Annotated in this window: 20 protein-coding genes; 14 read left to right on the top strand and 6 right to left on the bottom strand. The window is 72.1% G+C overall.

Annotation, left to right across the window (positions count from 1 at the left end):
* Positions 1–100: 100 nt before the first annotated feature.
* Positions 101–820, bottom strand: coding sequence for a response regulator transcription factor (locus tag FFS25_RS00965; RefSeq protein WP_171004038.1), 720 nt, complete (start codon positions 818–820; stop codon positions 101–103).
* A 267-nt stretch (positions 821–1,087) separates the two neighbouring features.
* Here FFS25_RS00965 and FFS25_RS13905 point away from each other — a divergent pair, with 267 nt between their 5' ends.
* Positions 1,088–1,834, top strand: a complete 747-nt coding sequence (locus FFS25_RS13905; RefSeq protein ID WP_283957198.1) for a transglycosylase family protein — start codon at positions 1,088–1,090, stop codon at positions 1,832–1,834.
* Positions 1,835–2,031: 197 nt separating this feature from the next.
* Here the strand turns inward: FFS25_RS13905 and FFS25_RS00955 are convergent, their stop codons facing one another.
* Positions 2,032–2,946 (bottom strand): HpcH/HpaI aldolase/citrate lyase family protein, encoded by a 915-nt coding sequence (locus tag FFS25_RS00955; protein WP_212742694.1) that lies wholly within the window; start codon positions 2,944–2,946, stop codon positions 2,032–2,034.
* A gap of 213 nt (positions 2,947–3,159) precedes the next feature.
* On the opposite strand from FFS25_RS00955, the gene FFS25_RS00950 reads away from it, so the two are divergent.
* The 3 genes from FFS25_RS00950 (at position 3,160) to FFS25_RS00940 (ending at position 6,155) form a co-directional block, all read left to right on the top strand.
* The gene (locus FFS25_RS00950; RefSeq protein ID WP_137801587.1) at positions 3,160–4,116 is read left to right on the top strand and encodes a hypothetical protein; all 957 of its coding nucleotides are present in this window, start codon (positions 3,160–3,162) and stop codon (positions 4,114–4,116) included.
* A gap of 265 nt (positions 4,117–4,381) precedes the next feature.
* Positions 4,382–5,344, top strand: a complete 963-nt coding sequence (locus tag FFS25_RS00945) for a prolipoprotein diacylglyceryl transferase (RefSeq protein WP_137801586.1) — start codon at positions 4,382–4,384, stop codon at positions 5,342–5,344.
* Between the two features lie 127 nt (positions 5,345–5,471).
* Complete coding sequence (locus tag FFS25_RS00940) at positions 5,472–6,155, top strand: hypothetical protein (protein ID WP_006214064.1); 684 nt, start codon at positions 5,472–5,474, stop codon at positions 6,153–6,155.
* A gap of 120 nt (positions 6,156–6,275) precedes the next feature.
* On the opposite strand, the gene FFS25_RS00935 is transcribed toward FFS25_RS00940, so the two are convergent.
* Complete coding sequence (locus FFS25_RS00935; RefSeq protein WP_137801585.1) at positions 6,276–6,803, bottom strand: mycothiol transferase; 528 nt, start codon at positions 6,801–6,803, stop codon at positions 6,276–6,278.
* A 209-nt stretch (positions 6,804–7,012) separates the two neighbouring features.
* On the opposite strand from FFS25_RS00935, the gene FFS25_RS00930 reads away from it, so the two are divergent.
* Entirely contained in the window at positions 7,013–8,038 is a 1,026-nt protein-coding gene (locus tag FFS25_RS00930; RefSeq protein WP_137801584.1) for a hypothetical protein, read from the top strand.
* Positions 8,039–8,062: 24 nt separating this feature from the next.
* On the opposite strand, the gene FFS25_RS00925 is transcribed toward FFS25_RS00930, so the two are convergent.
* A complete protein-coding gene (locus FFS25_RS00925) occupies positions 8,063–9,145 on the bottom strand; it encodes a hypothetical protein (RefSeq protein ID WP_137801583.1) in 1,083 nt (360 codons plus the stop codon).
* Between the two features lie 64 nt (positions 9,146–9,209).
* The gene (locus FFS25_RS00920; RefSeq protein WP_006214068.1) at positions 9,210–10,136 is read right to left on the bottom strand and encodes a BadF/BadG/BcrA/BcrD ATPase family protein; all 927 of its coding nucleotides are present in this window, start codon (positions 10,134–10,136) and stop codon (positions 9,210–9,212) included.
* 121 nt (positions 10,137–10,257) lie between these two features.
* Between FFS25_RS00920 and FFS25_RS00915 the strand changes: the two genes are divergently transcribed.
* A complete protein-coding gene (locus FFS25_RS00915) occupies positions 10,258–10,725 on the top strand; it encodes an SRPBCC domain-containing protein (protein WP_137801582.1) in 468 nt (155 codons plus the stop codon).
* 608 nt (positions 10,726–11,333) lie between these two features.
* A complete protein-coding gene (locus FFS25_RS00910) occupies positions 11,334–11,717 on the top strand; it encodes an RNA-binding S4 domain-containing protein (protein ID WP_137801581.1) in 384 nt (127 codons plus the stop codon).
* Positions 11,718–11,782: 65 nt separating this feature from the next.
* Here FFS25_RS00910 and FFS25_RS00905 read toward each other — a convergent pair whose 3' ends face one another.
* Positions 11,783–13,273 carry an MFS transporter gene (locus FFS25_RS00905; protein ID WP_137801580.1) on the bottom strand — a complete coding sequence of 497 codons (1,491 nt, stop codon included), beginning with the start codon at positions 13,271–13,273 and terminating at the stop codon, positions 11,783–11,785.
* 123 nt (positions 13,274–13,396) lie between these two features.
* Here FFS25_RS00905 and FFS25_RS00900 point away from each other — a divergent pair, with 123 nt between their 5' ends.
* From FFS25_RS00900 to FFS25_RS00870, 7 genes are all read left to right on the top strand, one after another.
* Positions 13,397–14,764, top strand: coding sequence for an MATE family efflux transporter (locus tag FFS25_RS00900; protein WP_137801579.1), 1,368 nt, complete (start codon positions 13,397–13,399; stop codon positions 14,762–14,764).
* A 319-nt stretch (positions 14,765–15,083) separates the two neighbouring features.
* Entirely contained in the window at positions 15,084–15,965 is an 882-nt protein-coding gene (locus tag FFS25_RS00895; protein ID WP_137801578.1) for a universal stress protein, read from the top strand.
* 252 nt (positions 15,966–16,217) lie between these two features.
* Positions 16,218–16,748, top strand: coding sequence for a DUF805 domain-containing protein (locus FFS25_RS00890; RefSeq protein ID WP_171004037.1), 531 nt, complete (start codon positions 16,218–16,220; stop codon positions 16,746–16,748).
* Between the two features lie 97 nt (positions 16,749–16,845).
* The gene (locus tag FFS25_RS00885; RefSeq protein ID WP_137801576.1) at positions 16,846–17,445 is read left to right on the top strand and encodes a DUF308 domain-containing protein; all 600 of its coding nucleotides are present in this window, start codon (positions 16,846–16,848) and stop codon (positions 17,443–17,445) included.
* Between the two features lie 144 nt (positions 17,446–17,589).
* Positions 17,590–17,982 carry a hypothetical protein gene (locus FFS25_RS00880; RefSeq protein ID WP_137801575.1) on the top strand — a complete coding sequence of 131 codons (393 nt, stop codon included), beginning with the start codon at positions 17,590–17,592 and terminating at the stop codon, positions 17,980–17,982.
* A gap of 165 nt (positions 17,983–18,147) precedes the next feature.
* Entirely contained in the window at positions 18,148–18,792 is a 645-nt protein-coding gene (locus tag FFS25_RS00875) for a hypothetical protein (protein ID WP_137801574.1), read from the top strand.
* Between the two features lie 330 nt (positions 18,793–19,122).
* Entirely contained in the window at positions 19,123–21,219 is a 2,097-nt protein-coding gene (locus FFS25_RS00870; protein ID WP_137801573.1) for a glycoside hydrolase family 15 protein, read from the top strand.
* Positions 21,220–21,248 lie beyond the last annotated feature (29 nt).

Below are 21,248 nucleotides of genomic sequence, written 5' to 3'. Positions count from 1 at the left end.
GGACCCGCTGCCTGCCGCGCTGCGAGTGCTGCCGGGCCCCAGTGCCGACAGCTTGACCCGGTCTGCCTGGGCAGCAGCTGTCGGAGCATCGGCAGCGCTGTCAGGCAGCGCGGGTGCCTGCTGCGGCGCCGTCCCGTCGGTCGCCGTGGTCCAGGCGATCCAGCCGGTAGCCGATGCCGCGCACCGTGCGCAGTGCCGACCCGGAGCGCGGCAGACGCGCGCGCAGCCCGGAGATCGACTGCTCGACCACATTGGAGCTGACCTCCTGGGCCGGATCCCAGGCGGCGGCCAGCAGCTGATCGCGCGACATCGCCCGGCCCGGATTGCGCATCAGGACGGTGAGCAGGCGGAACTGCTGGGCGGTGAGCTCGAGCTCCTGGCCGTCATCCGCAGCGCGGTGGCCCAGCACGTCGACCTCGAGCGGGCCGTTGGTGAGCAGGTCCGGCATCCAGGTGCGGGGGCGTCGGGCCAGGGCGCGCAGCCGGGCGCGGATCTCGATCGGGGTCGAGGGGGAGGGCACCACATCGTCGGCTCCTGCCTCCAGGGAGGCGGCCAGCGATTCGCCGTCGGCCTCGGCGGCGATCACCAGCACGGGCACGCCCACCTCGTCCTCCCGCAGGGAGCGCACCAGGAAGGCGTCGGCGCGGCCCGCGGAGTCCGTCGTGACCACCACGGCCTCGGGCTGGAGGTCCGCGCAGGCCCACGCGAGCTCGGAGGGGCGCACGGCCTCGATCAGGAGGTCATCGGCGGCCCATCCGGGCGGCACGGGCTCGTCGGTGCGGCGGGATCGGGCGGTCAGGTCCACTGTCAGGATTCTCATAGCCGCGAATATCCGGGCCGAGCCTGTGCTGGGACTGTGTCGGATGCCTGCTCGCGCTGAGACCTGCCACGGCCCCTGTCCCCGGCGCACGCGGCGGATCCAGGGACGGGCCCGGGGCCCCGCTGTGCGTTCCGAGCCCCACATGCCGCTGTGAGCGCGACAGCCTCCGCACAGACTCGGATCACGGAGGAGGCGCAGGGTTCTGGTCATCGGCAGCCGAGACCGGCCGCCGGAATGTTCCTGTCAGCGACGAAAGCAGAGAAGACCTTGACCACCACGACGACCTCCACCCGACGCCGCGGCCTGTCCCGCTTCGCCCTGGGCGCCGGCGGCGCGGCCCTGGCACTGACCGCTGGGCTCTCCGCTGTGCCGGCCAACGCCGCCGATACCGGCAACGCCACCCTCGAGGCCATCAAGCAGTGCGAGTCCGGCGGCGACTACACCGCCGTCAACACCTCCTCCGGAGCCTCGGGCGCCTACCAGTTCCTGGACTCCACCTGGCAGTCCCTGTCGGCCTCGGCCGGCTACTCCACGGCATCCTCGGCCCCCGAGTCCGTCCAGGATGCTGCGGCGCTCGAGCTCTACGCGGCACAGGGCAGCACCCCGTGGGCCGCCTCCGAGTCCTGCTGGTCCGGGGCCGTGGGCACGACGGACGCCTCGGACTCCTCGGACGAGGACACCGCCGCCGAGGACACCACGACCGGCACCGAGACCACGACGGAGACGGCTGCGACCGAGACCGCCACGGTCTCGACCGGCACGGAGACGACCGGCACGGAGACGACCGGCACGGTCGCGGCTCAGTCCGGCACCGCGCTCGCAGTCCAGGCGGCTCCGGCCGATGCTGCGGAGGCTTCCTCGGACATCCCTGCAGATCTCCTCGGCGGCGCACCCGCGGCTCCGAACGGCGCCGAGCAGGTTTCCGCCCCCAGCGGTCAGGCTCCTTCCGGCCAGGTCCAGGGCAGTCAGGCTCTTGCCGCCCCCGCGATGGCGGGCGCTCCGGCAGGCTGCTGAGCTCGCCCGAGCACTTCCTGAAGGACAGGGCTGCGGCCCCGCACCGCGCGGTGCGGGGCCGCAGCCCTGATCCGCGCCCAGAGCGCGGATCATATCGGCCTCGGTCCTCCTGCCGGGGGGGAGTGCCGGCTCGGGCTCTGCCCACCTGACGGGCAGCGCCGGCTCAGACCTGGACGTTCCGCAGGGAGAGCGTGGGATCAGCCCTCGCCCAGGAGGCGTCGCGCTCGGGCGATCACGGGGGCGTCGACCATGGCTCCGTCCACGGCGCTGGCTCCGTCGACGGCCTCGACCACCGAGCGGGCCCAGGCGATCTCCTCCTCGGTAGGCGCGAAGGCCTCAGCCGCCGCCTCGACCTGCGCGGGGTGGATGCACAGCTTCCCGGTGAAGCCGTCCTCCCGGGCGCGCAGAGCCGCCCGACGCACCGGCTCCAGATCGCGGAACTCGGGGGTGGGGGAGTCCAGCGGGCCGGCCAGGCCGCGGGCTCGCGAGACGGTGACCACGCGCGCCATCGCCGCAGCCATGGTGCGCGAGTCCGCGCCGCAGCCCAGGTCGAAGGCCAGATCCAGCGCTCCGACCGCCAGGCGCATCACGCCGGGCTCGGCCACGATCTCCTCGAGGGCCAGCAGTCCGGCGGCCGACTCCACGGTGCCCACGATCCCGACCTCGAAGCCCAGGCCGGCGCGCACGTCGCGGACCTGATCGGGCGACTCCAGCTTGGGGATCAGCACGGCGTCGAGCAGCTCGGGGGCCTCGGTGCAGCCCGGAGCGGAACCGCCCACGGCGGCCGCGGCGGCACGGGCCGACGCGCTGTGCTCGTGGGCCCGAGCGGCACGGCGCAGAGCATCCAGATCGGCGCGCCCCGCCTCGGCCTGCGGTCCGTTGATCCGCACGGCCACGGACCCTGCGAGGGCGCCCGCCTCATGGGTCCCGGTGAGCAGAGCGATCAGGTGCTCGCGGGCGGCGTCCTTGTCCGCGGCGGCCACGGCGTCCTCGAGGTCCACCACCACGCAGTCGGCTCCTGAGCCCTGGGCCTTCAGCACGCGATCAGGGCGCAGCGCGGGGGTGAACAGGGCAGTGCGGGCGGTCGCCAGCTGGGCGGAGGACGTCATCATGGCCCCAGGGTAGAGCGGGCGGCGCGTCTGAGCCCGTCCCAGGTCGGACGGGCCGGGGCCCTCTCCGAATTTTCATCCAGCGTCATGTACCGACATGTTGACTTCTCATTCCAACCGGTGTGTGCATACGTGATTTCCTGGAGAGGTCTTGAGCCCGCGAGGTCACCTCATGGCCCGCGCACCATCTGGTCGCCGTTTCCCAAGGAGCACAGCATGAGCCTGGATCGTCATCTCCGCACCCCCCTGACCGTCGGGCTCCTGGCCCTGACGGGCGTCATCGGCCTGTCGGGCTGCGTGCCCACCGTCGAGGACGACTCCAGCGACTCGGGCCAGAGCGAGGAGACCGAGGCCGCGTCCTCGGAGGAGACGCAGGCCGAGGAGACCCAGGCTGAGGAGACGCCGTCGGAGGAGGCCTCGGACGATGCCTCGGAGGAGGCCTCCGAAGAGGCCTCTGAGAAGACTTCCGAGGACGCGTCCGAGGACGCCTCGGAGAAGCCCTCCGGCGACGCTTCCTCGAAGTCGGAAGATGCTGCTCCGGCTGGCGATCTGGTCGATGCCTCCAAGCTCTCCGGCGAGCCCATCGAGGTCGTCGAGGGCGAGGGCGACGGCACCGTCGAGATCCCCGAGCACGACGAGCCCCTGGTGGTCGTCTTCGAGAACACCTCCGAGGACGAGTTCAGCTACCTCTACGGCACGGCCGATCCGGGACAGAGCCTCGAAGGCGCCGAGACCGGCGAGACCGTGATCTTCCTTCTGGACCCGTACGGCTACAACGGCGGCCTCGACTCCAACACCAAGAAGTGGAAGATGGAGGGCGACGCGAGCGACACCTTCAAGATGAGCTTCTACCCGCTGGATTCCATCCCGGAGGTCAAGGACGGCCAGGGCTCCGAGGCCGAGGGCACCGGCATCTTCCGCTGGAACCTCGAGGATGACGGCTACTACGCGGTCAAGCACGACGGCGAGTCGAACTTCATCGTCCACGGCGAGTCCCCGGAGGACAACGGACAGACCTCGCAGCTGGCCTTCAACGAGATCGGTGCGATCGACGGCGGCCTCGAGGTCGAGGACGGCGAGTACATCATCACCGTCGACGCCGACGGCAAGTGGAGCTTCTCGCCCATCACCGAGGAGGACTACGAGAAGAACTACGAGCCGGTCGAGGAGTGATTGCTCACCAGCGGGCCGCCTGAGCCGGCTGGCCCCGCTGACCGCTGCGAGAGCCCCCTTCGCGTGCATGCGAAGGGGGCTCTCGCGCGTCGTGGACCACCGGGTCACGTGTTTGCGGATGTAAAGAATCGTCACAATGAGCTGTTCGGACGACAGGGGTTTGCACATGCACATTTGCAGTGGTTAACTCTGAGGTGTCGGAACGAAGAGGACCGGCAGGCACCCCAGCCGAGCACCACCAATGACACGATCTCAGGAGGTCGTCATGAGCACGAATCGCACTCTCCGCACCCCGCTGACCGTCGGCATGCTGGCGGTGACCGCAGCCTTCGGGCTCTCTGCCTGCGTCCCCACCGAGGAGCCGCCAGTCGAGGAGACCGGGGCCACGCAGCCCGCCGAGACCGAGACCGAGCAGTCCGCCGAGACGGAGCGCCCGAGCGAGGAGTCGAGCGACTCCGGCCAGGACTCGAGCGAGGCTCCCTCGGAAGACACCGATGAAAGCGCCGCGAGCACCGACGCCAAGGGCGCCCCCACGGACGGCGACGACGCCGAGGCCAGCGGCAAGGCCACCGAGGACTCGGACTCCTCGGACAGCAAGGCCTCAGGCGACACGGTCGATGCCGGCGCCATGAACGGCGAGCCCATCGAGGTCATCGAGGGCGAGGGCGGGGGCACCGTCGAGATCCCCGAGCACGACGAGCCCCTGGTGGTGGTCTTCGAGAACACCTCCGAGGACGAGTACAGCTACGTCTACGGCTCGGCCGACAAGGGCCAGACCCTCTCCGGCGTGGAGACCGGCGAGTCCGCGACCTTCCTGCTGGACCCGTACGGCAGCAGCGGCGGCCTGGCCTCGAACACCTCCTCGTGGGACATGGAGGCCGAGGAGGGCGACTCCTACACCCTGAGCTTCTACGAGATGGACGCGCTGCCCGAGGCGGGCGACGGCGACACCATCGAGGCCGAGGGCTCCGGCGTCTTCCGCTGGAACTCCGAGGAGGACGCCTACATGGGGGTGGAGCACGACGGCGAGTCGAACTTCATCGTCCACGGCGAGTCCCCCACGGACGACGGCACCGGCACCCAGTACGTCTTCAACGAGATCGGCGCCGTGACCGGGGGCCTGGAGATCGAGGAGGGCGAGTACATCATCGCTGTCGACGCCGACGGCAAGTGGAGCTTCACGCCCATGACCGAGGAGGAGTACGAGTCGGCCAGCTCCGATTCCTGAGCCGCAGGAAGCGCCCGGTCGCCTGATCGACGCGCACTCGACGACGCCGCGCCGCGATCCCCACAACGGGGGCCGCGGCGCGTCGTCGTCGCGCGTCCTGCGGGCGAGGGTCAGTAGCCTGGCGGGCATGTTCAGTCACCCCGCCGCACCGATCCCGCCCCAGCAGCCGCAGGGCTCGAAGGTCGCCGGCACCCCCGCCCTCGACGCCGACTGGGCAGCAGCGGCCACGCGCTGGGAGCCGGAGATCCGTCCGGCGTCGCCGGCGCACTGGTCCTGGCTGCGCTGGGCGTGGGAGCAGCTCGACGGAGACCTGCCGTCGTCGGCGGCACCTGCTTCTGGCGCGGCGGAGGGGTCCGAGGCGGCTGCGCAGGGCGACGCTGCGCTGCTGGATGCGTCCCTGGCCCTGCTGACGGCGTTCCTGCAGGCCGCCGACGGCGACGCCGAGGTGCTGTCGGGGGCGGAGGCCGAAGCCCCCGACGGCACCACCCTGCGCGGCGCACCCCGTGCGGCCGCGGTGGCGGAGGAGCTCGCCGCGCGCTGCGGCACGACCCTGGGCTTCGCCCAGCTGTGGAGCCTGGCTCGACCCGAGGAGCTCCAGGAGGATCCCTGGGCGGAGCTGGGCGGGGATCCTGCGGAGGCGGATCAGGAGACGGAGGTCGTCGATGTGCCCGGCGAGGAGGCCCGGCGCCGCCCCCTGTTCCCGCTGGACAGCGATGACATCGCCTGGATCGTCTCCGGGTCCATGACCCCGGCCAAGGACAGCACCTGGCGGTGGTTCTCCGGCCTTGCCGCCGGAGCCGCGCAGAGCTGACTCGCGCAGGGCTGACCCGCCCTGAGCTGCTCCGCGCTCAGGGGCGCTCCCGGCCTGTCCGGGCGCCGCGCCCCAGCACGACTGGCACTGTGGTCGGCAGGCCCGGCGGCCGGGAGGGCCTCAGAAGCCGATCGTCCAGCCGCTGTCCACGAGGCTGCGGGCGTAGGCGGCCTGTCCCAGGTGGGTCGAGGCGTCCTCGAAGGTCGAGACCAGGCGCACGCCGCGGGTCACGGGCGGGTCGTAGGAGTCGTCGATGACCTCGGCGAGCTCGTCGTCCGACAGCGCGGTCGCGTACCGGGCCGATGCCTCCGTCACCTCGGTGAGGTAGGCGGCCAGCTCCTCGAGAGAGCTGGTGGTGACCGCGCCGACGTCCTGGGCCGAGTCGCCGAAGCCGAAGTCCTCGGCCCCGCGCTCGATCCCCAGGCGCTGCGCCCAGCCGCCTGCGCTCCAGACCTGCTCCCGGCCGCTGAGCTGGGCGACCTGGACGTCCTCCTGGCGGGCGGCGTGCCAGATCAGCCACACGATCGAGTTGTGGATCCCACCCGGCTGGGTGTGCGCCTCCTGGAGGCCCAGGCCGTCCAGTACCAGTCCTGCGGTGTCGGCGGGGCGGCGGGCGAGGTCCTCGAGCAGCTGCTGAGCGGCGGTCATGATTCCTCCTGCGGTCGGCTGGCCCCTGCCTCCGGGGCCGTTCTCACGACCCTATGACCGCGCCCCGACACGACGAGAGGCCCGAGCTGCCGGCGTCACGCAGAGTCATCACGACGCAGGTGTGTGCTTTAGGGAACGCATGAGGCAGGATGGAGGCGGAGCCGGATCCACCGGCATCCGTCGCACCACCGCGCAGAAGGAGCACCCCCATGGGCTTCCGGAAGTCACAGACCCCCCAGTCGTCGTCCGCCGAGCACGAGGAGCTGGACACCCAGCCCGCCGAGCAGCTGCGCTCGGGCGCGCCGAAGCGCCGCCGCTCACCGCTGATCCTCGGCGCCCTGTCGCTCAGCGCCGGGCTCGCCCTCAGCGGCTGCGTCGCCACCGGCGGCGACGACTCCTCCGACGACTCGTCGTCCTCCTCGTCCGAGGAGACGTCGAGTGAGGAGAGCACGGAGGACTCCGCGGCCGCCAGCGAGTCGCCCTCGGAGGAGTCCACGGAAGGGGCCTCCGAGGACTCCTCGGACGACGCCTCGTCGGAGTCTTCGGATGATGCTTCCGAGGGCGCTTCGGACGATGCGTCGGAGGGCGCTTCGGAGGACGACTCCGAGGGCTCGGGCGGCGGCTCGGCCTCCGCCACGGGCGATGTGGTCGAGCTGTCCGGCCTGTCCGATGTGGAGCCGGTGCAGTCCGAGTCCGGCTCCGGCGACGGCGAGTTCGCCCTGGAGCACCCGGACGGCGAGGACGCGCCGGTCTACACCAGTCGCTCCGCCAGCGGGGACAGCTCCATCTACGCCTACTTCACCGGTCAGCGCACGGACGGTTCCACCACCTCCATGGGCGGCGTGGTCCCCGGAACCACCGGTGTGGGCTTCGAAGATCCCTACTGGATGGACGAGCGCATCACGGATGTGAAGGTCTCGGCCGAGGACGATGTCGAGTGGCAGTTCGACGTCTACTCGATCGACGAGATCCCGGACGTCAGCCCCGGTCAGTCGGTCAAGGCCGACGGCTCCAAGGTCTTCCACTGGACGGGCGAAGAGGCCGGCTCCTTCGACGTCCAGGTCGAGGGTGACGGCAACTTCATCGTCAAGGCCGAGACTGCCGATCCGGACGGCCCCACCGCCGAGACGATCTTCAACGAGATCGGCCCCGGCGAGGGCACCATGGAGCTGCCGGCCGAGGAGTACTTCATCACCGTGGAGTCCAGCGGCCCGTGGGAGTTCACCGCCCAGTGAGGCCCCTGATGATCATCGTGGCCCTCAGAGGATGATGGCCACGATGATCATCACCAGGACCAGCGCCAGCGCGAAGATCCCCCAGTTGCGCAGCGTGCTGCGGAACTCGGCCTTCTCGGCCTCCGTGGTCGGCTTGGGGGTCTCATCGCCCAGGTAGCGGAAGTCGTAGGAGCGCGGCGGCTGGCCCTCGGTCGTGCCGCTGCCGGGGCCGTAGCCCGGTCCGCTGCCCTGCTGGGCCTGCGGGACGTCCTCATCGGAGCCGGAGGGTCGGTCGAAGGCGGCGCTGCCCCCGCCGTCGAATCCCACGGGCCGGCCGAAGTCCGGGGCCTGCGGGGGCTGAGTGCTCGCCTCGCCCGACGGGCGCGGCCGATCCGAGACAGGCTCATCGTCCGGCTCTCGGCCCAGCATCGAGGCCAGGGCGGAATCGTCGTCCGAGGTCCACGACGGTGCGGGGTCCTCCTGGTGAGCAGGGGCCTGCGGCGTCGAGTCGCCGGCCGTCGCGGTGTCCCCGTCTGCGGGGGTCTGCTCGGCGCGCTGGCGTCGGGCCTGCTGATCGGCAACGCCCAGGGCATCGGTGAGTCGGCGCAGCCGATCCTTGAGGGCGCGGCTGAGGCCCTTCTGCTCGGAGATCTGCACGGCTCGCTGCGACACGCGGCCGTAGATGCGTCCGTCGTCGTCCACGCCCAGGTGCGCGGCCGCCTCGGCGGCCTCCACGGGAGGCGCCCCGGGGCTGGACTGCGCGGCCCAGCTCAGCAGCTGCACGGTCGCCGGCGTGCCGAGGGCCCGTGCGGCGGCGGGGCGCAGCGCCGGTGCGAACCTCAGCTCGAGCGCCTGGGTGCTGGCAGCGGTCTCGTCGTCCAGGGCGTCGATCGCGCCGCTGTCCGAGAGGACGGCCTCGAGCAGCACCGCGGCAGCCACGCGATCCCGGGGCTCGGCCCCGGCGTCCGACAGGACGGCCCTCAGCGTCTCGCGGGAGGCCTCCGCATCCCGGGTCAGCGCGGACAGGCGCTCCGGATCCGCCTGCGTGAGCTGCGAGGGATGCGACAGCGCGCCGCCCGGCTGCTCGTCGGAGCCTCCGGAGGAGCCGCTGGAGCGATTCGGGGACACGATCAGCACCTCTTTCATCGGACGGGGTGTGTCTCCGAGCCTACGCGGGCGAGCGCGCCCGCGCTCAGGCCTCCGCCAGGCGCAGCGTCCCGTGCACCGGCGGGACCCGCAGCGGCTCCGGCGCGCTGAGCCCGGCGGCCGCCGCTGCCTCGGCCAGGGAGTCCCTCAGGACTGACGACGAGCCCAGCCCTCCGCCCAGCACGATCGGACCCGTGAGGCTCAGCTGCTCGGCGACCCCGGCTGCCATCTCGATCAGGTGCCCTGCGGCGGCCTCGAGCAGCTCGCGGGCTCCCAGGAGGCCGGCGCTGGCGCAGCGGTCCACGTGCGTGGCCAGACCCGCCCAGGCGGTGCGCTCGAAGCGGTCGTGGAAGTCCGCGATCAGCTCCGAGCGCTGCCCCAGCCCGCGGGTCTCGAGCACGGCGCGGTCGAGCTCATCGGCGGGCTCGCCGGCGTCGGCTCGTCGCAGGGCGCGGCGCACGGCCTCGCGGCCGACCCAGAACGAGCTGCCCTCGTCGCCCAGCAGGTAGCCCCAGCCGCCGCGACGGGCCTCGGAGCCGTCGGCGGTCCGCCCCCAGGCCACGGAACCGGTGCCGGCGATCAGCGCGATGCCCTCGTCCGCCCCGGCGGCGGCCAGCAGCAGACGGGTGTCGTGCACGATGCGGAACCGCGCTGCGGCCAGAGTCCCCGCCGCCTCGATCACGAGCCGCCGGAGCCGGCGGGCGTCGTCGTCGGTGTCCACGCCGCCCGCCCCGATCACCACGTCCACGTGCTGCGCGGCCGGATCCAGTCCGGGGGCGCCCAGCTCCTCGAGCACGGCGGCCAGCCTCTGCCGGGCCTGGTCGCGGCTCACGTTCTGCACGTTGGAGCTGCCGCCGGAGGCCTCGGCGCCGATGACGAGCTCGGGCCCCGGTGCGGCGGCGGGGCCGTCCGCGCGCAGGCCGCGGGTGGAGGTTCCGCCGATGTCCAGGCCGATCACGGTGCGCTGCTGCATGCCTCCAGGCTAGCCAGCGGCTCTCGGCACTTCCTCTGGGGGAGAACGGCGTTGTGATCCGGGCCGCAGTCTTCCTACTCTGGTCACACGAAAGTCCCCTGATGAAAAGGAGCACTTCAGCATGACGACCACTGACACCTCCGTCACCGTCACCCGCGAGATCGATGCCCCGGCGGCCGAGATCTTCCAGATCCTGTCCCTGCCTGCCCGCCACGTCGACTTCGACGGCTCCGGCAACATCAAGAACGGCTCGGACCAGCGCATCGAGAAGGCCGGTGACGTCTTCACCATGGACATGCACCGCGAGGACCAGGGCGGCGACTACAAGACCGACAACACGGTCACAGGCTTCGACCCCAACAAGCTGATCGCCTGGAAGCCCGCTAGGCAGGGCACCACGGTCGAGGACAACGGCTGGGAGTGGGTCTGGGAGCTCGAGTCCTTGGGCGAGGGCCAGACGCGCGTCACCCAGACCTACACGTGGAAGGACGCCAACCCCGAGATCCTCAAGAAGGTCCACTTCCCCATGATCTCGGAGGAGGAGCTGGAGGAGTCCATGAACCGCCTGGCCTCCGTCGTCGCCTCCTGATCGACTGACGCATGATCCCGCACTCGGGATCGGCGGACCACGGCGCCCCGGCTCCTGCGAGCCGGGGCGCCGCGCCGTCCGGGTGCCCGTCTTGCGACCCGGGGTGACTGAGGGGCTCGCGAGGATTCGCTCACGCAGGGCTTGGGCGAGCGATGGTCTGCGCAGGCGACTCCTCGCGGGTGCGAGGTGCCCGTGCGGCTGCGTCGGTCCTTGAGATCGGAGGAGCCCGGGCATGCGAGGACCCCGGGGCGTCGCGATCGCCTCCGGGGTCCTCGTTTGGTCTGCGCGGTCCTACTGCGGGGTCGGCTTGCCACCGTGCTCTTCTCGATGGTTATCGCCTGCGCCGCATGCGCGCCGCCGGTGTGTTGATGACCCGTCTCACGTTGTGCTGGGCTCGATCGTCAACCGGTTCGGCTGCTGCGGTCTGCTCCGGCCTTCACTGCGCGGCTTCTGCAGCCCTGCCCGTGTCGGTCCCGCTGATGGATGCCTTCTCCATTCGCACTCCCGTCTGTCGACCTGTGGTGCGCCAGACGCTACTCCTGTCTGCTGCTGTGAGCAAGGCCACATCGCGAGGAATCTCGACGGCTCCCGAATGGGAGGATGGCGCCATGAGCACCGCCCCTGACAACGGTCCAGCCTCCGTCCGCCTGGACGTGTGGTTATGGTCCGTCCGGATCTTCAAGACCCGCTCGGAGGCCACGACGGCCTGCCGGGCCGGGCACGTGCGGCTCAACGGTGCTCCCGTGAAGGCGGCGCAGGCGCTGCGCGTGGGGGACACGGTCACGGTCAGGCGCCCGGGCTGGCAGCAGGAGATCGTGGTCCGCAGGCTGCTGCTCAAGCGCGTGGGCGCCCCGGTGGCCCGGGAGTGCTACGAGGACCGCTCGACCCCGCCGCCGCCCCAGCTGCGCTCCGCGGTGCCGCAGCGCGACCGGGGTGCAGGGCGGCCCACCAAGAAGGACCGTCGCAAGATCGAGCAGCTGCGCGGGTACTGAGCCCAGGGGGCGGCCGCCGACGAGAGCCTCCCTGCGCCCCCGGAGCAGCCGGCGGCGGGCGCTTCTCACGTGCGCGACGCGCAGCTGCGCGCGAGGCCCTCAGCCGGCGTCGTCGTCGCGGCGGCGGGAGAGGTAGGAAGCAGCGAGGGCGCGTGGTCGTCGTGGCCGTAGATCTCGTCCATTGCATCGGCCGCCGTGGGCGCGCCGCCGCGGCGTGAGGGACGGTCCTGGTCGAAGGGCTCGTCCGAGCGCGTCGGCCGCGACGTCGGACGGGGGCGCGGGGCCGGGACCCGGTCCTCGCGGCGGATGCGCTGGCCCGCGGATTCGCGCAGGGCCCGCGTCCCGGAATCCTCCTGTCCCTGGTGGCGGCGCTGGCCCAGGTACGCGCGCAGGCCCTGGGGCTGCTCGTCCGCGGCCGCCGGGCCCGGGCGCTGAGACCCCCGGCCGCTTCCTCGACCGCGCCCGGAGCGGCCGCGCGCGGGCTCCTGCTGCTCCACGGGTGCGCCGCGACGGGCCTGCTTGGCGCGGATCGCGCGCTGCACGGAGCGATCGACCAGCACCTCCGGCGGGCCGTCGTCCGCAGAGCCGTGCTCTGAGTCCCCGCGTGCCCCGCGCCTGCCGCGACGTCCGCGGCGCAGGGGCTCGTCCCGTGCGGGCACGGTCTGCAGCGGGGCGGTCTGCGGACCGTCCTCGGGGGCCCTGCGGTGCTCGTCGTCGTCCACGTAGAGCGGCAGGGCGGCAGTGGGGTCGTCCTCCTCGGCGCGATCGACCCGCCGGGTCGCGGCGATGCTCGCGGCGGTCGGCCGATCCTCCCGGTAGCGGGGCATCCCGGCGATGGAGTCGAGGTCCTCGGCGCGGCTGCGTGCGGGCTCGGGCTCGTCCTGCCAGCCGTCGTCTAGTTCCTCGTCCTCCCAGACCTCGTCCGGGGTGGAGTCCGGCTCCTGGGAAGGGCGCGGGCGGGCTCGGTGGTCGCGGACGTCGCTCCAGGCCTGCCAGCCGCGCAGCAGCCGCCAGCCCAGCCACAGGATCGCCGCGATCAGCGCGATCACTCCGGCGCCGTAGCCGCGGGCCATCCAGGCCAGCATCACGAGCAGCGTGAGGATCCCGCCGCCCAGTGGTGCCAGGCCGTACGGGGAGAGCTCGGGGAGCCAGCCCAGCGTGGGGGCGGAGACGCGACGACCGCCGAGCAGCCCCAGCCGCCAGCGGCGCACGCGGACGCCGCGCAGGACGTCGTCCTGGGCCCCGGGCTCCCACTCGGCGGAGCCGTGGGCGAGCAGGACGCGGTCTGAGCTGAGCATCGCGGCCACCAGCAGGTGCAGCCCGATGGCCAGCCAGGCGATCGGCAGCCCGACCGCGAACCACAGCGCGATGACCCGCATGGGAGCCGGGACCCCGGAGGCGTCGTAGACCGTGAAGTCCAGGGCTCCCCAGGTCAGCCACAGCAGCCCGATGCCCGCCGCGGCTGCGACCAGCCCGTTGAGCACAGCGCGCACGCGCAGCGGGGGCCACGACGGGTGGGAGGAGCGCACGGGGCGTCCGCCGGACGAGCGGGCCATCGCGAGACCTCCTGGGGGGTGCGGGTCAGGCCGAGAGGCCCTGGATGGATACTGTGGAAGGCTAGCAACGGGGCGCGACGAACAGGCGCTCGAAGACGGCGGAAGACGACGGAGGCAGGACAGGTGCAGCGCAGCGATGTGCCGGGCGGCAAGGGGCTGAATCGGCGCATCCTCGGACTCGCCGTGCCTGCCTTCGGCGCCCTCATCGCGGAGCCGCTGTTCCTGCTGGCGGACACCGTCATCGTGGGGCGGCTGGGCACCGAGCCGCTGGCCGGCGTGGCCCTGGCCGGGGCGGTCGTCCAGACGGCCGTGGGGCTCATGGTGTTCCTTGCCTACTCAACGACTCCCGCAGTGGCCAAGCACCTGGGTGCCGGGCGCATGCGCGAGGCGCTGGCGGTGGGCCGCGACGGACTCTGGCTCGGCGCAGGACTGGGCGTGGTCCTGGCGGTGCTCGGCACCGTGCTGGGGCGACCGCTGCTGCAGGCCATGGGCGGTCAGGGCGCGGTGCTGGAGCAGGCCTCGTCGTACCTGTGGTGGTCGCTGCCCGGGCTGCCCGCGATCCTGCTGGTCACCGCCGCCACCGGCGTGCTGCGCGGGCTGCAGGACACCCGCACGCCGCTGGTCATCGCCATGGCGGGTGCTGCGCTGAACGTGGGCGCCAACGTGACGCTGGTGCACGGGGTCGGCATGGGCGTGGCCGGTGCGGCTCTGGGCACGAGCCTCACGCAGTGGGCCATGGCAGCCGTCCTGCTGCTCCTGCTCGGGCGGCGCTGCCGGGTCGAGGGCGTGGGCATGGCCACCTCCCCGCGCCGGGTCGCTGCACTGATGGGGGTGGGCTCCTGGCTCATGCTGCGCACGGTCTCCCTGCGCGCTGCGCTGATGCTCACGGTCGTGGTCGTGACCCGGCAGGGGGCGGAGAATCTCGCGGCCTATCAGCTGATCATGACCATCTTCAACGTCATGGCCTACGCGCTCGATGCCCTGGCCATCGCCGCGCAGGCGCTCGTGGGCAAGGAGACCGGGGCTCGCGACACCCGCGCCGAGGGCCCCGACGGCGACGAGGCCCGGGAGGCCGTGCGCGTCCTGGTGCGGCGCATCGTGAGCTTCGGGATGGTCTTCGGCGTGGTCACCGGGCTCGTGGTGGGTCTTGTCCTGCCGCTGGCCGCGCCCCTGCTCACGCCCTCGCCTGACGTCCAGCGGCTCTTCGCCCTCGGGATGATCGTGGTGGCCCTGGGCCAGCCGCTGGCGGCCTGGGTGTTCGTGCTCGACGGCGTGCTGATCGGAGCCGGCGACGCCCGCTACCTGGCCCTGGCGGGTGTGGTGAACCTGGTGGTCTACCTGCCGATGCTCGCAGCACTGGTGCTGGCGGATCTCGGCGGCTCGCTCGGGCTGGTGCTGCTGTGGATCGCCTACGCGTTCGGCTACATGGGAGCTCGCGGGGTCACGCTCGGAGTGCGCTCCCGAGGGGATCGCTGGCTGCTTCAGGCCTGAGCCGCTGCGGCGGCGGCGCCGCTCGACTGACTCCGCGGGGCGCATCACCTGCTTCGGTGCTCCGTCGATGCGTGGGCGGTGGAGAAGCGGCCGGTCGGGGCCCGCCGACGCGACGACCGGGCGCACCTGGAGCCCATCTCGAGAGGTGATCGGCGGATGCCGTCGGTTGCCATCACAACGGGCCCGGATGTGCGCGCTGTCATAGAATGAAGGTGGAGAGGCAGTCAGGAGCGGCGCCGCAAGGCGCACGGTCTCCGGGCCCGATCCGCCAGGTCGCACAGGGCCTCTCCACCGGCTTTCAGTGTGGAAAGGCAGAGCGATGACCCAGAAGATCCTCGTCGGCTATGACGGCTCCGAGTTCGCGGAGAAGGCCCTGGATTGGGCCATCGGAGAGGCCAAGGCCCTGGACGGCGAGCTGACCGTGGTGGTCTCCACCGGTCGCCCGGTCGTGGCGGATGCCGCCATCACCGGTCCGTTCCTGGAGAAGATCGAGGACGAGGCCGAGCAGACCGCCCGCCGCGCCGTGCAGAAGGCCAAGGATGCGGGCGTGCGCGCCCAGGGCGTCCTGGAGCGCGGCGACGTCGCCGGGGTCCTCGTCAACGAATCGCGGAACAGCTCCCTGGTGGTCCTGGGCAAGCGCGGCCTGCACGGTCTGCGCGGTCGCCTGGGCTCCGTCTCCGCCGCCACCGCCGCCCACGCCGAGTGCCCGGTCATCGTCCTGCCGGAGACCATCGAGCCCACCCAGGGCGACTTCACCGGCCGCGTGGTCGTGGCCGTCGACAAGCTCGGCCTGGAGTCACCGTCGGTCCGGAAGGCGGCCGAGTACGCCCAGGCCCACGGCAAGGGCCTCTCGCTCGTGACCGTGATCCCGTCCATGACCTCCCTGCCCTCGGGCTCCGCGGAGCTCGATCAGGCGGTCTCGGAGCAGCTCACGGAGCCGGCGCGGAACATGCTGCAGGAGGTCGAGGACGACATCGTCAAGCAGTTCTCCGGCCTGGACACCAGCATCCACATCCTCTCGGGCCGCCCCGCCGACGCCCTCGTGCAGGCCTCCGCCTCCGCGGACCTCGTGGTGATGGGCACGCGCGGCCGCGGCGGCTTCCGCGGACTGGTCCTGGGCTCGGTCTCCCAGGCTGTGCTGGTCGACGCCGTGTGCCCCGTGATGGTCGTGCCGAACCGGGCGCAGGCTGACAAGAGCTGAGTCCTCAGCCTCTCGGGCGGATCCCCGGGGCTCGGAGCCGATCGGCTCCGAGCCCCGTGGTCCTTCGTGTGCGGGAGATTCGGGGGGCCTGCCTGCGACTGCCGAGACGTCATCCGCGACGCATGCAAGTGTGTCGATTGCAAATTTCACGCTTGCTGAGTAATGATGTCGTCGCATCAGTTTCCTGTGGATGCGGTCTGCCGGCTCCGGGTCGGTGCCCCCACCGTGACCTCAGCTCGGCGAAAGGCCCTCATGAGCACGCCCCAGTACCAGTACCAGCCCCAGCACTCGTCCCCGTACCAGCAGCAGCCCGGGTACGGCGGAGGGGTCCAGCTGCCTCAGGGCACCCAGCCCGGCCAGCCCATGGGCCTCGCCGAGGCGGTGAAGGACTACTTCCGGAAGTACGTGCAGTTCTCCGGGCGAGCCTCGCGCTCCCAGTACTGGTGGCCCGCGCTGGTGCTGTTCGCCCTGAGCATGGTCGTGATGGTCCTGATCATCATCATTCTGATCGCCTCCGCGGCGGGCGCCTCCACCGGCAGCGATACCGCGGCGGGGGTGGGTGCAGGGGCAGCGGTGGTGGCGATGCTGCTCTACAGCCTGCTCGCACTCGTCGGGCTCGTGACGTTCCTCCCGACGCTGGCCGCCACCGTCCGCCGCCTGCACGACACTGATCGCTCCGGCTGGTGGTACTTCATCTCCTTCGTGCCGATGGTCGGCGGGTTCATCCTCCTGTACTTCTTGGTGCTGGAGCCGAATCCCCGCGGCGCTCGCTTCGACGCCTGAGCCGACTCAGCGGCTGCGCCGTCAGGACCTCGCACTACAGTGGCGGGGCATCCCGTTGCGGATGCCCCGCCGCTGTCGTCCCCGGAAGCTGATGCCCGTGTCCTACGAACCAGCAGCCCTGCGTGGTCTGGTCGCGCCCACCCTGGTGCGCGCCCTGCTGACGCTGGCCTTCGCCGCCTGCACGATCTTCGTGACGGACCCGAGCCTGGGCTTCAGCATCTGGCTGCTCGGGCTCTGGATGGCCGCCGTGGGCGCCTGCGTGCTGTGGGGCGATCTGCGCTCCCGTGACCACAAGAGCCTGGATCTGGGCGGACTGGCCACCGTGCCGCGCTCGACCGGGATCATGTGGGTCCTGGGAGGCATCGCCGTGGTGATGATCCCGTCCACCGCCGAGACGCTGGCGCTGGTGGCCTCCGTCGTGCTGTTCCTGGTCGGCCTGCCGGAGGGCTGGCTGGGCACGTCGCGCCGCGGCCTGCATCCCCTGGCCAAGGACTGGCAGATCGTGGGTCTCGTCACCGCCGCGGCCGCGATCGGCGTGCTGCTCGTGGCCGGGCTGGGGCCGCACGCGATCCTGGGTGTCGTGGGAGGCGCTGCGATCATCTCGGGGGTCCTGCTGCTGCTCGCCGGTCTCACCCTGCGCCATGAGTCCCGCTCCGGCGGGGTCCCCGCCGATCCGGACCCGCGCGGCGCGGAGTAGACTGGAACGGTGTGCCTCCGGCGCGCCTGGGTGTCCGAGTGACGCTCGCACGGGGGCTCGCATCCGCTCGACGGCCCGCTTTCGGCGCAGGGCGCAGCACTGGCTCTCGAGCCCGCATGACGACGACTTCAGGAGGACAGCCCCGTGGCTGGAGACAACCGACGGTCCAAGCGCCGCACCCCGGATGTGAAGGCACCCCTGGCGGTGTCCGCGGTCCTGGGGCTCGTGGCGTTCGGCATCGCCTCGGTCGTGGGCGCGGGCGGGACCGAGGGGGGCCTGCGGCTGGACCTCGGGCTGATCATCGGCGGGATCGCATTCATCGCCTCCGTGGTGGTGTGCGCGACCCTCATGATGATCGAGAAGCCCAACGACCCCTCCCTGGGCGAGGGAACCGGCGTCAACCGCTCCTCCGCCAAGCTCTACGCCCAACGCCGGGCCACCCGCGAGCAGCGCGAGGCGCAGAAGGACTCCGGGAAGAAGCCGGCAGATGACGACGGCGGCCCCCAGTTCGGTCAGCGCGTCCACCCTGAGCAGTGAGCTGATCCCGCGGCGCGTCCATCGAGGCCGCACCTGAGCTTCCCCTCCGGTCGGATGGGCGGCGCAGGTGCGGCCTCGAGGCTTTCTCGGCGACGACAGCAGCAGAAGTTTGCGTTCGTGATGTGCCTATGCAAAGATTGCATTAGCACACGAACCGAGGAGGACATGATGTCCGTTCGACGCTCCGCTGAGATCATCGCCGCGACCGTCCCGCTGCTGCTGGTGGGTGCTGCGGCTCCCGCCCTGGCGCAGGACCAGGCCCCGCCGGCGGCCGTCGAGACGGCATCCGCGCAGGAGTCCCTGACCCTTCCCCTCGAGATCTCCGGGATCGTCGACGGGCTCAGCGACCGGGAGACGGCGCGGGTCGAGGCCTTCGCGCCGGGCCTCGACGGCCGGCGCGAACCGCTCGGCTCGGTGCAGGCCGATTCCGAGGGCCGCTATCTCCTGCAGGGAGCCGCCCGGCCCGGGGCGCCCGTGCTGCTCGAGGTCACCGTCTGGGAGCCCGGCCGCGAGGACGAGGCCCTGAGCACCTGGTACGGCGACAGCCCTGACCTGGCCGGCGCCGAGGCGCTGCGCGCTGTCGGGTCGATGGACGGCATCGACATCTCCGTGGCCCGTCAGCAGGTGCCCGAGTCGGAGACGGTCGCTGCGGTGCCGGCCTCCGAGAGCGGGCTGGCCGCCTCCGGCTCGCAGCCGCAGGTGTCCTCCGATCGCGATGCCCAGCGGCTCGTGCTGGCGCTGCTGGCCACCGGGTCCTTCGTGGGGGGACTGGCGCTGCTGCGCAGGTCCTCCGCGCAGCGACTGGACTGATCCGCGCACAGACTTCCGCTGCCGCGGCGCCCTGCGCGTCGCAGGCGCGGTGCACGACTCGTCGTCGGTTCCTGAAGGGCCGGCGACGGACAGGCCTCCGCCCGCATCCGCCGGGCGGAGAGCGGCCGCCCCGGGCAGGGGCGGCCGAGCCGCGGGCCGAGGCCGGGAGACCGAGGCCCGCGGGCGGGGGGAGTGCCCGCGCGTCCTGACGGGCGGGCGGGGCCGCGGGGCGGCTGCTCGATGACCGGGAGATCGTCGAGCCCGCCGCCCCGCGCGCCTTCCACCCGGGCCGAGTGCTCGAAGCGGGCTCGGATATGTCAGATTGGTGCCATGGCTTCCCCCCTCGAGGACTACGCGCTGCTCTCCGACATGCAGACCGGGCCGCTGATCTCGCGGCGCGGCTCGATCGACTGGATGTGCGTGCCCCGCTACGACTCCCCGTCGGTCTTCGGAGCGATCCTGGGCGATGCCGACCACGGCCGCTGGCTGCTGGCGCCGGCCGCCACCGTGGACGACGACGGCCGCGATCTGCCCGAGGAGCAGTGGCGCGATCAATGCCGCGTGGGCGATCGCTTCTACGCCGAGCACACCTTCGTGCTGCACACCGTGTGGATCACGGACACCGGCTCGGTGCGCGTCACCGACTTCATGCCGCTGGGCACCCAGCTGAACGTCGTCCGGCGGATCGAGGGCCTGACCGGGGACGTGGAGATGGTCCAGGACCTGCGCCTGCGCTTCGACTACGGGCGCATCACCCCCTGGATCTCGCACTTCGCCGGCCTGGAGGACCCCGAGACCGGGGAGATCGGCGACGAGGAGCTGATCGCCCTGGCCGGTGCCGATGCCATGGTCCTGCGCAGCGAGGCCCCCGCCGAGCGCATCGATGACGACAACGGCCCGCGCCACGTCTCGCGCTTCACCGTCTCGGCCGGTCAGACCCGGGACCTGGTGCTGACGCACTTCGAGTCGCACCGCACCCCGCCGCCGCCCGTCGATGCCGGCGACGAGCTGCGCACCGCCCTGGACACCTGGCGCGAATGGGACGAGCAGTGGGAGAACACGCAGCGGACAGAGGGGAAGGTCGAGCCGAGCGACGGCGGCGACGGCGCGCCCACCTACGGCGGAGCCGCCGCCGAGGAGGACGGCCCCGATCCCCTGCTGAGCCTCGAGGAGCGCGAGGAGGCCGTGCGCCGGTCCCTGCTGGTCGTGCGCTCGCTCATGCACCAGCGCAGCGGCGGTCTGGTGGCGGCGCCGTCGATGTCGTTGCCGGAGCAGATCGGCGGGGAGCGCAACTGGGATGCCCGCTACTCGTGGCTGCGCGATGCCGCCCAGGCGCTGCAGGTCATGCTCGAGCACGGCCACGACCGCGAGGCCCTGCAGCTGCGCAACTGGATGCTGCGCTCCGTGGCCGGGCCGGCCGAGGACATCCAGAGCGTGTACGGCGTGGGCAGCGAGCGAGAGGCCTCCGAGCACACGGTGGACCTGCCGGGCTACGAGCGCTCGCGCCCGGTGCGCGTGGGCAACTCGAGCTCCGGGAAGCTGCAGTCGGACACCGCGGGCTACCTGCTCGTGGCCTTCGAGCGGCTGCGCCGCCGCGGGCTGGAGGAGGATCAGCTGTCCTGGCCGATCCAGAAGGCGCTGCTGGGCCACGTCGTGGCGTCGTACGAGGAGCCGGACCAGGGCATCTGGGAGATGCGCGGGGACCGGGAGTTCCACACGCACTCGCGGGTCATGATGTGGGCGGCGCTGCAGGCCGGTGTGGAGGCCGTGCGCACGCACGGGCTCGACGGCGACCTGCAGCTCTGGGAGACCCACCGCGATCAGCTCGCGCTCGAGATCTGGACCTCGGGCTACGACCCCGCCGTGGGGACGTTCGTGCAGCGCTACGGCGCCCAGAGCGTCGACGCCTCGCTGCTGCAGCTGCCCTCCCTGGGCTTCGTGGACTGGGAGGACGAGCGGATGGTGCGCACCGCCCAGCGCATCGTCGAGGAGCTCGGCACCGAGTCCGGGCTGCTGCGCCGCTACCAGAACGTGTCCGTGCCGCCGGGCTCCGATCCCGCCGACTTCGAGTCGCAGATCGGCCAGGACGGCTTCGAGGGCCCGGACAGCCCGCATTTCGGCGTGACGCTGTGGCTGGCGGCCTACCAGGCGCGCAGCTCCCAGCTCGACGAGGCCCGACGCACGCTCGCCGGCGTCCTGCGCCGGGCGACCGATCTGGGGCTGCTCTCGACCGCCTACGACGGCGATCCCGACCACGGGGGCCGGATGCTCGGCAACATGCCGCACGTGAGCTCCCACCTCAGCCTCATCGAGGCGCTGGCCGCACTCGACGAGGCCGAGGGGCGCCGCCCCGCGCCCGTGCTGCACGACGACCCCGAGGAGGATCCCGAGACCGCCGACGGCCAGGACCTCACGCGGGGAGGCTGAGCCCTCCGGGCGCTCGCCGCTGCCGCCCG

This window comes from Kocuria sp. 2SI (assembly GCF_005502825.1).
Lineage (GTDB): Bacteria > Actinomycetota > Actinomycetes > Actinomycetales > Micrococcaceae > Kocuria > Kocuria palustris.
This window is presented reverse-complemented; position numbering and strand designations above follow the sequence as displayed.